Source organism: Acinetobacter towneri, assembly GCF_017498585.1.
Taxonomy (GTDB): Bacteria; Pseudomonadota; Gammaproteobacteria; order Pseudomonadales; family Moraxellaceae; genus Acinetobacter; species Acinetobacter towneri.
On sequence record NZ_CP071766.1, the window covers coordinates 2,436,989 to 2,450,978 of the forward strand.

The 13,990-nt window shown below is 40.4% G+C and carries 12 protein-coding genes and 1 other RNA gene; 7 read left to right on the forward strand and 6 right to left on the reverse strand.

Annotation, left to right across the window (positions count from 1 at the left end):
• Positions 1-6: 6 nt before the first annotated feature.
• Complete coding sequence (locus J4G44_RS11785) at positions 7-1,053, reverse strand: rod shape-determining protein (RefSeq protein WP_004975408.1); 1,047 nt, start codon at positions 1,051-1,053, stop codon at positions 7-9.
• Between the two features lie 137 nt (positions 1,054-1,190).
• Here J4G44_RS11785 and gatC point away from each other — a divergent pair, with 137 nt between their 5' ends.
• From gatC to gatB, 3 genes are read left to right on the forward strand one after another with little or no spacing between them, the layout of a single operon-like run.
• Entirely contained in the window at positions 1,191-1,505 is a 315-nt protein-coding gene (gene gatC, locus J4G44_RS11790) for an Asp-tRNA(Asn)/Glu-tRNA(Gln) amidotransferase subunit GatC (RefSeq protein ID WP_004975405.1), read from the forward strand.
• A gap of 52 nt (positions 1,506-1,557) precedes the next feature.
• A complete protein-coding gene (gatA, locus tag J4G44_RS11795) occupies positions 1,558-3,036 on the forward strand; it encodes an Asp-tRNA(Asn)/Glu-tRNA(Gln) amidotransferase subunit GatA (RefSeq protein ID WP_207973685.1) in 1,479 nt (492 codons plus the stop codon).
• Positions 3,036-4,511: an Asp-tRNA(Asn)/Glu-tRNA(Gln) amidotransferase subunit GatB gene (gatB, locus tag J4G44_RS11800; RefSeq protein ID WP_207973686.1), complete on the forward strand. Its 1,476-nt coding sequence runs from the start codon at positions 3,036-3,038 to the stop codon at positions 4,509-4,511. Before gatA ends, gatB begins: the two co-directional genes overlap by 1 nt.
• 47 nt (positions 4,512-4,558) lie before the next feature.
• Here the strand turns inward: gatB and J4G44_RS11805 are convergent, their stop codons facing one another.
• Both J4G44_RS11805 and J4G44_RS13585 read right to left on the reverse strand, forming a co-directional pair.
• A complete protein-coding gene (locus J4G44_RS11805; RefSeq protein ID WP_228291696.1) occupies positions 4,559-5,416 on the reverse strand; it encodes a hypothetical protein in 858 nt (285 codons plus the stop codon).
• A 129-nt stretch (positions 5,417-5,545) separates the two neighbouring features.
• Positions 5,546-5,767: a toll/interleukin-1 receptor domain-containing protein gene (locus J4G44_RS13585; RefSeq protein WP_228291697.1), complete on the reverse strand. Its 222-nt coding sequence runs from the start codon at positions 5,765-5,767 to the stop codon at positions 5,546-5,548.
• 72 nt (positions 5,768-5,839) lie between these two features.
• On the opposite strand from J4G44_RS13585, the gene J4G44_RS11810 reads away from it, so the two are divergent.
• On the forward strand, positions 5,840-6,445 hold the full coding sequence (locus J4G44_RS11810; protein ID WP_207973687.1) for a hypothetical protein: 606 nt from the start codon (positions 5,840-5,842) through the stop codon (positions 6,443-6,445).
• 216 nt (positions 6,446-6,661) lie between these two features.
• Here J4G44_RS11810 and J4G44_RS11815 read toward each other — a convergent pair whose 3' ends face one another.
• Both J4G44_RS11815 and sbmA read right to left on the reverse strand, forming a co-directional pair.
• Positions 6,662-7,627, reverse strand: coding sequence for a hypothetical protein (locus J4G44_RS11815; RefSeq protein ID WP_207973688.1), 966 nt, complete (start codon positions 7,625-7,627; stop codon positions 6,662-6,664).
• Between the two features lie 279 nt (positions 7,628-7,906).
• On the reverse strand, positions 7,907-9,103 hold the full coding sequence (gene sbmA, locus J4G44_RS11820; RefSeq protein ID WP_179996029.1) for a peptide antibiotic transporter SbmA: 1,197 nt from the start codon (positions 9,101-9,103) through the stop codon (positions 7,907-7,909).
• Positions 9,104-9,498: 395 nt separating this feature from the next.
• Between sbmA and J4G44_RS11825 the strand changes: the two genes are divergently transcribed.
• A complete protein-coding gene (locus J4G44_RS11825) occupies positions 9,499-9,705 on the forward strand; it encodes a hypothetical protein (protein WP_004975391.1) in 207 nt (68 codons plus the stop codon).
• 664 nt (positions 9,706-10,369) lie between these two features.
• A complete protein-coding gene (locus J4G44_RS11830) occupies positions 10,370-11,728 on the forward strand; it encodes an NAD(P)-binding domain-containing protein (RefSeq protein ID WP_104852384.1) in 1,359 nt (452 codons plus the stop codon).
• Positions 11,729-11,847: 119 nt separating this feature from the next.
• On the opposite strand, the gene glpK is transcribed toward J4G44_RS11830, so the two are convergent.
• Positions 11,848-13,332 carry a glycerol kinase GlpK gene (gene glpK, locus J4G44_RS11835; RefSeq protein WP_207973689.1) on the reverse strand — a complete coding sequence of 495 codons (1,485 nt, stop codon included), beginning with the start codon at positions 13,330-13,332 and terminating at the stop codon, positions 11,848-11,850.
• A gap of 130 nt (positions 13,333-13,462) precedes the next feature.
• Here glpK and ssrA point away from each other — a divergent pair.
• Positions 13,463-13,822: a transfer-messenger RNA gene (gene ssrA / locus J4G44_RS11840) on the forward strand.
• Positions 13,823-13,990 lie beyond the last annotated feature (168 nt).

Here is a 13,990-nt window from a genome sequence, read left to right on the forward strand (position 1 = left end):
TATGTATTAGCCAACAAATAACATATCGTGGTTTGGATTATCAAAGAATTCCAAGACCTTGCCACCACCACGGGTAACGCAAGTTAATGGTTCTTCTGCGACTACCACAGGCAAGCCAGTTTCTTGTGCCAAAAGCTTGTCTAGGTTACGCAATAACGCACCGCCACCGGTGAGCACAATTCCACGCTCTGCAATATCGGAAGAAAGTTCTGGTGGAGTTTGTTCCAGTGCAGATTTTACTGCCGATACAATGCTTTGTAACGGATCAGAAATGGCTTGGGTAATTTCATCAGAAGTTACAGTAATGGCACGTGGCACACCTTCTGCCAAGTTACGACCACGCACTTCAATTTCCAGTGGTTTAGCACCTTCATCTGGCAATGCCATGCCAACTTCTTTCTTAATGGTTTCTGCTGTGGTTTCACCAATCACACAACCATGTGCCTTGCGCACGTAGTTAATGATTTGCTCATCAAACACATCGCCACCAATACGCAATGAATCTGAATAAACACAACCTTGTAATGAAATAATCGCGATTTCTGTCGTGCCACCACCAACATCTACCACCATTGAGCCACAAGCTTGCTCGACAGGCATACCTGCACCAATTGCTGCTGCCATTGGCTCTTCAATTAAACGTACATCACGTGCGCCCGCATTAAACACGGCTTCACGAATGGCACGGCGCTCTACCAAAGTAGATTTGCATGGTACACACACCACTACACGCGGTGCAGGTGGGAATAAACGTTTTTCATGCACTTTGCCAATAAATTGGTTCAGCATGGTTTCAGTCACTTCAAAATCAGCGATAACACCATCTTTCATTGGGCGAATTGCAGAAATGTTTGCAGGGGTACGACCCAACATTTGTTTGGCATCAAGACCGACTGCGGCAACAATTTTCTGTGAACCGCTGTGACGAATTGCCACAACTGTCGGTTCATTTAATATAATGCCTCGTCCTGGCGCATAAATAAGTGTATTTGCTGTACCTAAATCAATGGCTAGGTCTGGCGAAAACAAGCCAATTAGTCGTTTTAGAATCACGGAGTCGTTCTCGATTAAACTTTATGTGGACGCAAGTTGGCAACTTTAACTAAATGTGGTGCGTTGAACAAGTCAATCGCTTATTATAACGCACGATATTTTGAAATTTTTTATTAATACTGATTTTAGGTGATGTTATGTCTACCTCGGATGCTCAGCATTCTGCAGATTTAAATGCACAAACAGTTTCAGCAATTGCCCATCTTGCTCGTCTTAAACTCAATGATACGCAATCTGCTGAGTATGCTCAAAGTCTAAATAAAATTTTAGGCATGATGGAAAGCTTAAAAGGCATAAATACCGATGACGTTGAGCCTTTAAAAAGCCCATTTGACCACCCTCAACCATTACGTGAAGACGTCGTAACCGAACAGAATCATCGTGAGCAATATCAAGCTGTTGCCCCTGCAGTTCAGGATGGCTTGTACCTTGTTCCACGTGTGATTGAATAATTTATTCGGCTGTTACATTTTGACTTCATAAAAAGGTAAAAGAATTTTTCTCATGACAGATTTACATCGCTTATCGATTCGTGAAATCTCTGAGGGTTTAGCGGCAGCCAAATTCTCCTCTCGCGAACTAACAGAACATTATTTAAAACGTATTGCCAAAATTGATCCGCAAGTGCGCTCTTATGTCACCGTGACCAATGACGTAGCATTGGCACAGGCAGATGCAGCCGATGCATTACGTCAGGCAGATCAAGCGACAGCACTGACAGGTATTCCTGTTGCACATAAAGATATTTTTTGTACCCAAGGCATTAAAACCTCTGCGGGTTCAAAAATGCTGGACAATTTTATCTCACCTTATGATGCAACTGTGGTGGCACAAGGTAAAAACGCAGGTTTGGTCACTTTAGGTAAAGTGAACATGGACGAATTCGCAATGGGTTCAACCTCTGAAAGTTCGTTCTATGGCGCGACCAAAAACCCATGGGCACTTGACCATGTACCGGGTGGTTCGTCAGGTGGTTCTGCTGCTGTCGTGGCGGCTGACCTTGCACCATTTGCTACAGGTACAGATACAGGTGGTTCAATCCGTCAGCCTGCGTCTTTCTGTGGTTTGACTGGTCTCAAACCAACTTACGGACGTGTTTCACGTTACGGCATCATCGCTTATGCATCATCTTTAGATCAGGCAGGTCCAATGGCACGCTCTGCAGAAGACTGCGCATATTTAATGAATGTAATGGCAGGTCATGACGCCAAAGACTCAACCTCTATGGATAAAGCGGTTGAAGATTATGTGGCGAACCTGAATGCAACAACGCTCAAAGGCTTACGCATTGGTATTCCGAAACAATACTTCAATGTGGCTGGTTTAGATGCTGCGGTGAAAGCACGTGTTGAAGAATCACTAAAAAAATTAGAAGAATTGGGCGCAGTATTGGTTGAGATTGATCTCAACATGACTGAAAGCTACGTGCCAACTTACTATCTGATTGCCCCTGCAGAAGCATCATCTAACCTTTCTCGTTACGATGGTGTGCGTTATGGCTACCGTGCAGAAAATCCTCAAGATATTTTAGACCTCTACAAACGCTCGCGTTCTGAAGGTTTTGGTGCAGAAGTGCAACGTCGTATCTTGATTGGTACGTATGCTCTTTCTGCAGGTTATTACGATGCTTACTACGTGAAAGCACAAAAAGTCCGTCGTTTAATTCAGCAAGACTTCTTAAAAGCCTTTGAACAGGTCGATGTGATTGCAGCACCAACTGCACCAACAACTGCCTACAAAATTGGCGCGTCTTTAGACCCTGTTGAAATGTATTTGGGTGATATTTACACCATCGCGGTGAACTTAGCGGGCTTACCTGCAATTAGTGCGCCTGTTGGTTTTGACCAAGATCACTTGCCTGTAGGTTTACAATTGATTGGCAATTACTGGTCTGAATCACAACTGTTATCTGTGGTACATCAGTATCAACAAGCGACCGATTGGCATACTCAACGCGCTGCAATTGCTGAGGAGAACGCATAATGGCGAAGAATACTGCTAAACCAAAATCAAACCTGATTGATGGTTGGGAAGTCGTGATTGGTATTGAGATTCATACTCAGCTTGCAACCAATTCTAAAATTTTCTCAGGTTCATCAACCGAATTTGGTCAAGACCCAAATACGCAAGCCAGCCTTGTTGATTTAGCTATGCCGGGCGTCTTGCCTGTGCTGAATAAAGAAGTGGTGGATTTGGCAATCCGTTTTGGTTTGGGTATTGATGCCTACATCGACCAAGCGTCTGTGTTTGCGCGTAAAAACTACTTCTACCCTGACTCGCCTAAAGGCTACCAAATTAGCCAGATGGACAACCCCATTGTCGGTTTGGGTCATATCGACATCCAACTTGAAGATGGCACGACCAAACGCATTGGCGTAACCCGTGCACACCTTGAAGAAGATGCGGGTAAGTCGATTCATGATCAATTTGAAGGCATGTCAGGTATTGACCTCAACCGTGCAGGTACGCCTTTGCTTGAAATTGTATCTGAACCCGATATGCGTTCGGTTGAAGAAGCCGTAGCTTATATTAAAGCGATTCATACACTGGTTCGTTGGTTAGGTATTTCTGACGGCAACATGGCTGAAGGTTCGTTCCGTGCGGACTGTAACGTGTCGTTACGTCGTCCGGGTCAACCCTTCGGTACACGTTGTGAACTTAAAAACCTGAACTCATTCCGCTTTATTGAACAAGCGATCAATGTTGAAATTGAACGTCAAATGGAAATCTTGGAATGGGATGGTACGATTGACCAAGAAACACGTTTGTTTGACCCTGTGAAGATGGAAACGCGTTCAATGCGTTCGAAGGAAGAAGCCAACGATTACCGTTACTTCCCTGATCCAGACTTGTTGCCTGTGATTATTCCTGATGCGCAAATTGAAGCCATTAAAGCGACTATGCCTGAGCTTCCTGCTGCACGTCGTGCACGTTTCGTGGCGGACTTTGGTGTAACTGAGTACGATGCTCACGTGCTCACATTGACTCGTGAAATGTCAGAATTTTACGAAGCTGTGGTTGCTGCGGCTGGTGGCGCGGCACACGGTAAAATTGCAGCAAACTGGGTAATGGGCGAATTCTCAGGTGCTTTAAATAAAGCAGGCTTAGACCTTGCTGACTCTCCTGTATCTGCGGAAAAACTTGGCGGTATGATCGCGCGTATTGTGGACAACACGATTAACGGTAAGATCGCGAAGCAAGTATTCGGCTTTATGTGGGACGAACGCAAATCTGCGGATGAAATTATTGCTGAAAAAGGCTTGAAACAGGAAACTGATACGGGCGCAATTGAAGCGATTATTAAAGAAGTTCTTGCTGCGAACGAGAAGATGGTTGAAGAGTATAAATCTGGTAAAGAGAAAGCTTTCAACGGTCTTGTTGGTCAAGTGATGAAAGCAGCGAAAGGTAAAGCCAACCCTGCGCAAGTGAATGAGTTGATGAAGAAATTGATTGGTTAAACTGATCTTTCTTTAATAAAAAACCCGCTTTGAAAGCGGGTTTTTTATCATTTTTTAGTTTTTTTCTTCAATTTTTTCTTTTTTCTTCGTTTTTCTTTTTCATGCTTTTGCTGTATTGCCTTAAAAACATCTTTATTAAGTTTAATTTTTTTTGGCACTATTGCAGCCCATTCAGGTGATCGATTCTTTTCTTTAAGAACGTCCTTTAATGTTTTTACAACTAACTCTGATTTTAAAATCATATTATCATGATCTATTGAGCTAGGATCAAAGCTAAAACCCTCAGGCATTTCGAGAATATTCGTAAGATAGAATTTACCAACTTTTCGGTATCTTTCTAAAAAATTATCTAAGTTAATACTACTTTTTGGGGTCATTAAATTTACACGTGAAATAGCCATGAAAAGCTTTTCATCATTTTTTAAATCCATACCTTCAGATAAATCTTCCAAATAACTAAAATTAGGTCCAATCATCACTTTGTAATGAGCAATATTTTCTTTATCTACCTCAGTTACGATTGATACTCGTAGTTTTTCGTCAATATCGTTCTCACCTATTCGATTACGAATAGCATCAAAGATCAATTTACCATTTTCAGGATATTCAAACCCAACACCTAAAATAGGAATATCATTTTCATCTATTGGGTTATATGCAAAAGCTGTACCTTTCCACTTAGCTTTATTCCATAAATCCTCATCTATTAACCCCGAAACGAATAATGTCTTACGAGATTTTTCTTCAAGTGGCTTCAAATCAGAAGATACAGGGCTATCTTGTCCCAATTTAGGTCTTAAGCTTTCTGACTTACCAGCTAATCTATTAATTAGCTTATTTTTTTGCTTCTCATTAGAAATATTGTAATAAGTATATGGCTTTAATGGATCTAAAATATATTGCACTTGATCTGTATCAAAGAAAATTGGTATATATTTTGTATTGTTGTTTACGTTCTCATAAATATTTTGAATAATCTGCGTGGTTTCCCATTTAGCACCTAACCCTTTAGCATCGTTACTAGAATCTTTACTTCACGCATAATAGATAGGAGAAGCTACTACTAATACAAAATCTGCTTCATCAATTTGTTTGAGCATCCATTTAGCCCATCCTTGTGGTGGAGCTTCTTCATATTGATCGATTTCAGAATCAATTCCTTTAGCACGTAACTCGTTAGAAAATTGCAGAACCTGATCACTAAGTTTTTCACTTTCATGAGCATAACTTATAAAAACTTTAGGAATTTTTTCCATATAATTCAACTTAAAACTTTTTATATTTTAATTATATAGTATCACTCATCAATAGATCACACCAAAAACAACATGACCATCAAAAAAGTATCCTCTATAGCCAAACTCGAAGACTTAGGACGCATCAAACTCTCCAAGTCCTTTTTTATGCGTGACTTTATGTATAGCGAAATCGCCAATTGGTACGGTGTACCCAACTTCCCCGATCATCCTAAAAAAGCCATCTACACAGGTACACTACTGTGCGAGCAACTGCTCGAACCACTCCAAGAAAAATTTGGACGAATTGCGATTCGCTCGGCGTATCGCTCACCAAGCGTGAACCAACTCGGAAATAAAAAAGGACATAACTGCGCAAGTAATGAGAAAAACTTTGCCAGTCACATTTGGGACTATCCCGATGCAAAAGGTTATGGGGCAACGGCGTGTATTGTCATTCCATCATTTTTAGCACTGTATGAAAAAGATCAAGTCAATTGGCAACAACTCGCCTATTGGATTCATAATAATTTGAATTACAACCATCTACAATTTTTCCCAAAACTTTGTGCATTTAATATTGGCTGGCATGAACAACCTGCACGAGAAATTTATAGCTATATTCAGCCTAAAGGCTATTTATTACGTGGTAAGGCGATGAATAAAGAATTTGAGCAGTTTTATCCTGATCTTATTTAGTTTTCTCTTTTAAATTACCCTCCCCCTTGCGCAGCAGTACTGCTCATCCAAGTGGGAGAAGGAGCTTCCATTACCAATTAAATGCCATCGAAAATTTAATATTGGATATTGAAAATGTCTTTAAAACAAGCACTAGTGATAAACTGCACTGTGGTGCAAGGGAGAGATAAATATTTAAATTTTAAAATGAAGAGCAGATCAGAAATTATGCGCTCCTCACTTCATGCCTCTCAACATATTCTTAGCCCCTGCATGATTATAATTTTTGGCTAAATTCTGCAAAATGCGCTTGGCTTGCACTTCTGCGTTTGGAAAACGACTGCGATAACTCGACACACTGGTTAAACAACGTGCCACCAACATGCCAGATTCTGTATAAATACGCGTACCCTCTGCGCCCTGTAACTTGCCATAGTTATAAGCACGTTGCGCATTATTACAGGCATTAATTTGATTACGCCCACTGTTTAAATCACGACGTGCTGCAACATATAAACGTGTCTGTTGCTGTTGTGGTGTCTCAACCACGCGTGGTGGAGCTGTTTTTACTGGCGCAACTACAGGCTCTTTTTTCTCTTCAGGTTTTTCTTTCATTTCAGCAACTTTGGTTGCATTTGTTGTTTTTGGATTACTTGGAGCTGCTTTAGGTGCAGCCTTTGCAGGTGTAGAAACCGCGCGGTAAAAACGTCGTGCTTCATCTTCAGACATTATTTTAGTAACCAAACTCACCACTCGCGCTTCACCACGCTGTTCCAACTGTCGCTCCGCCACTGGCTCAATCGATACAATCCAACTTTCGCCCTGATTACCTACACAACGGTATGCCCCAATCCCTTGCTTTACATCTCGATACGTATTGAGTAATTTTTTAGACCACGCATTTTTGACTAAACTCATTGAGCTTTTATAGGCCAGCGTTAAGCGTCCATTTTGTGACTGACAATAGCTGCCCATATATTTACGTGGAATCATAGATTCAGCAGGCTGATCTTTGCGCTGTGGCCCCCAATAATAGACATATTCTTTAGCAGCACCACTGGGCTGATTTAAGTTTTTTTGAACAATCAGTTCTTGTGCAGATGCAAAATGCTTCACCGAATTTGGGCTAAATTGATCAACTGTTGCACAACCAAATAATAGGCTGCCAATTCCCCCAATCAAGAGTAATTTTTTGCAGGTCACGTCTCAATTCTCAATTGTTTTTATATCAATGAAAATATATGAATTGGGGCAAAATAACAAATACAACACCTTGATTTTATAGTTAATTAATCATAATTTTATTTGAATCAAGTTTGATATTTTTATAAAACAATCCAATTCATCACAGTTTTTTATGATTTTGAACACTAGCACCAGTATTATTTTTATACAACTGTTCAGATCAATTTATATTTGGCAGTCACCACTCTAAACATGCGAACGCGACATCCACAACACTTATGAATGTCGCCATCAAAACTATTGATCCAAGGTCGATTCAAATGCTTTTAAACGCTTATGAATAGACAAGAGCTCAATAATGGTTGGCCAAGATGCAATCAGATACTGAAAAGATTCACGGACTTTGCCAAATACGTTGGCAATTTGCATCATCAAACCCAATGTAATAGCCCCTGCGGCAATACTTGGGAACAACACAAATAAACCATAAATATTGTCCAATTGCATGTACCAAATGCGTACCAAGTTAAAATAGGCATAGTGGAAATATAAACGGAAATAGTTCAAACGCACTTTGCTAAACAGTTCTTTTAAACTCAGCGGATCAGCACGTTCAGCGTGATCTTCACCATAAACCAATTCTTTACGATAAGCCGCCTCAACTTTTTGGTTATTAAATTCCAGACCTGGTAACTTCGCACCCACCACAATTAACACCACTGTACCAAATACTGCCCAACCCACTGCAGCCCAAACTAAGGCATACGAAATTTCCCCCACTATAGGCAGGGCTTTGACATGCACAGACAAACTAAACAGCACAGGTAAAAATGCCAACAAAGTCATTAGGGCTTCGACTAAATTTACCCCTAAAGTTTCCATGGTTCTGGCAAAGCGCATGGTATCTTCTTGAATACGCTGTGAAGCCCCTTCAATATGTCTGAGTTTTTCCCAATGTGCGGTGTAATAATTATTCATTGCCGTACGCCAACGAAAAACATAGTGACTAACAAAAAATAAATTCAAAACCATTAAGGTCACTGCCACCATGGCGATGTATAAAAAGGTCAGCACACCTGCATAGAGTTCATTGACATCTCCACCGCCACTACTGAGCATTTTTTGAATCAGGTCATAAAATGGGTTGTACCAGGCATTCACCACAACATTGACTTGTACCCCAAACCAAATATTAAACAGGATGAATGCCGATCCCCATACCGACCAGCGCTGCCATGGGTGATTTGCTTTAAGTTTCCAGAAAATGGCAAACAGCGTCGTTGCCACAAAAAACCACAGATAAAACCATAAAAATGCAGGTGACCAAAAACGGCTGACATCGATGGGTAATGTTGCTTCGGCATAGCCTTGCGGGAAGCCAATCCAACTACCCCATGCGCTACCGCCCGAGTACCATAAAGCCAGATTGATCGCGAACCAAACAAGCAATGAAATAAAAAACCACTTTGGATTTGGAAAAAATGACTTAAACATGCAGACAAAAAGCCTTTATTTTTTAAATTGGAATGTAAAACCCAGTGCCTTCACCACTTAAAAAAGCGTGAATGGATACTTTAACTTTTATACTTTATACGCTGTTTTTTCAGCAATAATTTTATTTTTATACTGAAAACTGTAAATTTCATCAATCGGCTATATTTTACTGCGCTGTTCATTTGCCATTCATCTAAGAAATTACATCAAATTTCAATTTCTTATATTTTTAAAATGTCAAATTATGAAGTATTGGGCAAATTTATTGCGATTTTTTGACCAACAATTCAAGTACAAAATATTTAAACCCGACACAAATTTACGATTTTGTGTAGATTATTCATCAATTTACTATATAATACAGTTGATTAAAAATAACTCATTTAGGGTGCGGTATGGAATCTCCAACAGAAAACATTGCTATTGAGCTACTTGAACCTATTGTTCTACGTAAAGAAAACTGCGCACCAATTGAATTCGAGCAAGGTACAATTTTAAAAGTTTTATTGGTTAATCCTAACTCCTACTTGGTTACCGTAGACGACGAATTTAACTTTACTGTCTCTTTAGAAGATGAAAATAAGGTGTGGCGTAAACTTTAATTACTGAGTCGCCACAAACTTTAATGATTGAATGTACGCAAAGCACATTCAATCATTAGATAAAGCTTGATAAATACGCTACTGCTTTCATGGCTTATAAAAACTAAACTTTCATTACACCTATCAATCACAGCATCCTTTTAATTTTTCAGAAGTCCACTTCGGGTATGGCTCTCTGAAAATGTTGCCTAAGATTCAGTTTTCAATCCTCTGTATATCATTGTAGATTTTGCAACAATCTCATCAAAATCACCTTTATATTGGGCAAAATGAGATAAAAATTAGCTTTAAATTTTCATCTTATTTTCTCTATAAAAATCAATAAAATATACCAATTGATCAAACCAAAACAACAACAGCAATGACTTTAAATTCACTTTTACAACTAAGCAAAACCAAAATTAATCAAAAATTATGATAAGATCATGCTTCTTGTAAAACACATTTTTTTATAAAGATGAGTTGCTTAAGCAATTTTTACTGTCTTTAGTGTGTTTTATTTTTTCTATTTTTTTAATTCACATCCTATTTTGACAAGATCTACTTGATCTCTAAATTTAGGATTGTATTTGCTTATTTTTATAATGCGGATATTTAAAATCCTGAATTGTGTCACTCAAAATTGGAGAAGTAATTAAGAACTCAAAAACTAATGGAGATAGCAATGGATCGAATTGCAATTATTGGCGCTGGCCCAAGCGGCATGGCCCAATTAAGAGCGTTTCAGTCAGCAAAGGCCAAAGGTCTACAAGTTCCTGAAATTGTATGTTTCGAAAAACAAAATGATTGGGGTGGACTCTGGAACTATACTTGGCGCACAGGTATAGATGAACATGGCGAACCTGTCCACGGCAGTATGTACCGTTATTTATGGTCAAATGGCCCTAAAGAAGCGCTAGAATTTGCCGATTATACTTTTGATGAACACTTCAAAAAACCAATCGCGTCTTATCCGCCACGCGCAGTGTTGTGGGATTATATTCAAGGTCGTGCAGAAAAAGCACAGGTGAAAGACTTAGTCCGCTTTAATACCGCCGTTCAGCATATTCATTATGATGATGCGACGCAAAAATTTACGGTTGATGTCGAAGATTACGCACAGCAACGTCATTATTCAGAACAGTTTGATTATGTTGTGGTGGCCTCTGGGCACTTTTCTACCCCGCGTGTCCCTGTTTATGAAGGCTTTGATCAATTCCATGGTCGTATTTTACACGCGCATGATTTCCGTGATGCACTGGAATTTAAAGGTAAATCAGTGCTGTTGGTGGGCAGCAGCTACTCTGCCGAAGACATTGGTTCGCAATGTTATAAATACGGCGCCAAACAAATTTACAGTTGCTATCGCAGTAAAGCCATGGGCTTTAAGTGGCCCAAAAACTGGTCTGAAAAACCACAATTACTGCGTGTAGATGAAAATACTGCTTATTTTGGTGATGGAACATCGGCCAAAATTGATGCCATTATTTTATGTACGGGCTATTTACACCACTTCCCGTTTATTGAAGATGGCTTGCGCCTCAGAACGCATAACTGCCTTTATCCACTAGGTTTATATCAAGGTGTGGTTTGGGAAAAGAATCCACGTTTGTTCTATTTGGGTATGCAAGATCAATGGTACACCTTCAATATGTTCGATGCGCAGGCATGGTTTGTCCGCGATGTGATTTTGGGCAAAATTGCGTTGCCAAGCATAGACGAAATGCAAAGCCATACCCAAACCTTGCATGAAAAAGAACAACGCTTAATGAGCGATGAACAATCTGCACGTTTTCAAGGGGATTACATCAAACGCCTGATTGCGCAGACCGACTATCCATCTTTCAATATTGATGCAGTACACGATATTTTCATGCAATGGAAAAAGCATAAAAAAGAAAATATTATGGGCTTTAGAGATAAAGTTTATCGCTCAGTGATGACAGGAAAAATGGCTAAACCGCATCACACACCATGGCTTTATGCACTAGATGATTCTTTGGAAAGTTATCTAGAAGATGAAGCTCAACGTGAGGCAATGTAAGGCGTAATCTAAAAGATCAAAGTAACGAAAAAACAGCTACAAGCCTCAAAAGTTTTGCTGATGAGGCTTGTGGTTTAAAGATTTATTTCAACTTAGCGTTATTTTAGAAATAGCGCTGATTATAAGTCTGACTTAGCACGTTTTAAGGCTTGTTGCCAACGCGCTAAATGTTCTGCACGCTCTGCTTCATTCATTTGGGGTTCAAATACCCGATCTAACTGCCAAGATGCTGAAATTTCAGATAAGTCAGAAAATACACCCGCCTTTAAACCTGCCATAGCTGCTGCTCCCCAAGCGGTTGATTCCAACATTTTAGGACGTAACACAGGCACATTTAAAATATCGGCTTGGAATTGCATCAACATATCATTTTGACTAGCACCACCATCGACTCGAAGCTCTTTCAGTGGATGATCTAAATCGGATTGCATCGCAGTGAGTACATCCGACACCTGAAATGCAATGGATTCCAAGGCAGCACGGGCAATATGTGCCTTGTTGGTGCCACGTGACATTCCACATAAAAGCGCTCGCGCTTCACTGTCCCAATGTGGCGCACCAAGCCCTGTAAATGCAGGAACTAGCACTACACCATCGCTAGAAGTTACACTATTGGCAAGTTGTTCCACATCGCTGCTTTTTTGGATAATACCCAAACCATCGCGCAGCCATTGCACCACCGCGCCTGCCATAAAAACACTGCCTTCAAGGGCAAAATGGGTTTGATTTTGACATTGCCACGCCAAAGTGGTAAGTAACTTATTTTGGCTAAATTGCACCTGATTGCCTGTATTAAACAACATAAAACAGCCTGTACCATAGGTGTTTTTTGCTGTTCCAACTTCAAAGCACGATTGCCCAAACAACGCCGCCTGCTGATCGCCTAAAATACCTGTAATTGGGATATTCGCGCCCAATAAACCCGTTGCGGTATCTGCAATATAGCTGTCGGATGCAATAATTTTGGGTAAGACCGATGCGGGAATTTGAAATAATTCCAGTAATTCTTCATCCCAAGTTTGGCGATGTAAATTCATCAACATCGTTCTTGAAGCATTACTCGCTTCAATGACATGCTCTGCGCCTTGGGTCAAATTCCAGATTAACCAACTGTCGATGGTGCCAAAGGCCACATGCCCCTGCTGTGCCAATGCTTTTAATCCATCGACATGCTCAAGCAGCCACACCAGTTTGCCTGCACTAAAATACGGATCTATACGCAGACCTGTTTTTTCCTGAATCAATTGCATCTGATTATTTTGAATCAAGTGATGACACCAATCAGCCGCACGACGATCTTGCCAAATTATTGCAGGCGCTAATGGTTTGCCTGTGCATTTATCCCACACCACTGTGGTTTCACGTTGATTGGTCACACCAATTGCGCGAATGTCTTTAGCCAAAATACCTGCAGTCGCCAGAGCCTGTTGCACCACAGCAATTTGATTTGACCAGATTTCTTGAGCATCTTGCTCCACCCAACCTGAATGTGGGGTCTGAATATGGGTTTCTCGTTGTGCCGTTGCCTGAACTTGTCCGTGTTCATTGAAGATGATAGCGCGACTAGAGGTTGTGCCTTGATCGAGTGCTAGTAAATAACTCATATTTTTTATTGTGTTTGACTTGAAAAATAAAATATTAGCGCAATTATGTAAATAAGCGCATCGAAATGTGTAATTGTGCAGAAAATACATCGTAATTTTTGCCAGCTATGCTATGATTGCGCTGTGATATGGGGATGTTATTGGCTTCGACGCTGATGATGAAGCTCATAGATGCATGCCGAGAGCGCATTTTCTCTCGTAAATCAAATTTGCATTAAAATAGTCGCAAACGACGAATCTTACGCTCTAGCTGCCTAAGGGCCGCTTGTCCGCTTCACTGAATACTTGTGGTCAGTGAACCCGACTGAAGCGCACGCACACAAGTCCGTATAGAGTTGAGCCTCGGGACTTTATACCAAACTTAGAGGATCGCACTTTAAACCCTGTTCGTCGGGTCTTAGAGTGTTAAAACAATAGACGATATCTAAGCATGTAGTATTCTCGAGTGTAGTGTTGGCGGACGCGGGTTCAACTCCCGCCATCTCCACCAAATTCTTAAATTCATATGAAGTTACATAACTAAATATGACTAAAAAAGCCTTAAACATCAGTGTTTAAGGCTTTTTCTATGGGTTTTGCGTCCAATGCTATCCAGAACAAATTGACCCAAATTTGAATAAATTGGGTCAAAATTGGGTCAATTTGACCCACAACTTTT

What these genes read in the sequence shown, in the direction of transcription:
- gatC (WP_004975405.1), top strand. Translation starts at nt 1,191, where the DNA reads ATGTCTACCTCGGATGCTCAGCATTCTGCAGATTTAAATGCACAAACA.
- gatB (WP_207973686.1), top strand. Translation starts at nt 3,036, where the DNA reads ATGGCGAAGAATACTGCTAAACCAAAATCAAACCTGATTGATGGTTGG.
- J4G44_RS11830 (WP_104852384.1), top strand. Translation starts at nt 10,370, where the DNA reads ATGGATCGAATTGCAATTATTGGCGCTGGCCCAAGCGGCATGGCCCAA.
- gatA (WP_207973685.1), top strand. Translation starts at nt 1,558, where the DNA reads ATGACAGATTTACATCGCTTATCGATTCGTGAAATCTCTGAGGGTTTA.
- J4G44_RS13585 (WP_228291697.1), bottom strand. Translation starts at nt 5,767, where the DNA reads ATGGAAAAAATTCCTAAAGTTTTTATAAGTTATGCTCATGAAAGTGAA.
- J4G44_RS11825 (WP_004975391.1), top strand. Translation starts at nt 9,499, where the DNA reads ATGGAATCTCCAACAGAAAACATTGCTATTGAGCTACTTGAACCTATT.
- glpK (WP_207973689.1), bottom strand. Translation starts at nt 13,332, where the DNA reads ATGAGTTATTTACTAGCACTCGATCAAGGCACAACCTCTAGTCGCGCT.
- J4G44_RS11810 (WP_207973687.1), top strand. Translation starts at nt 5,840, where the DNA reads ATGACCATCAAAAAAGTATCCTCTATAGCCAAACTCGAAGACTTAGGA.
- sbmA (WP_179996029.1), bottom strand. Translation starts at nt 9,103, where the DNA reads ATGTTTAAGTCATTTTTTCCAAATCCAAAGTGGTTTTTTATTTCATTG.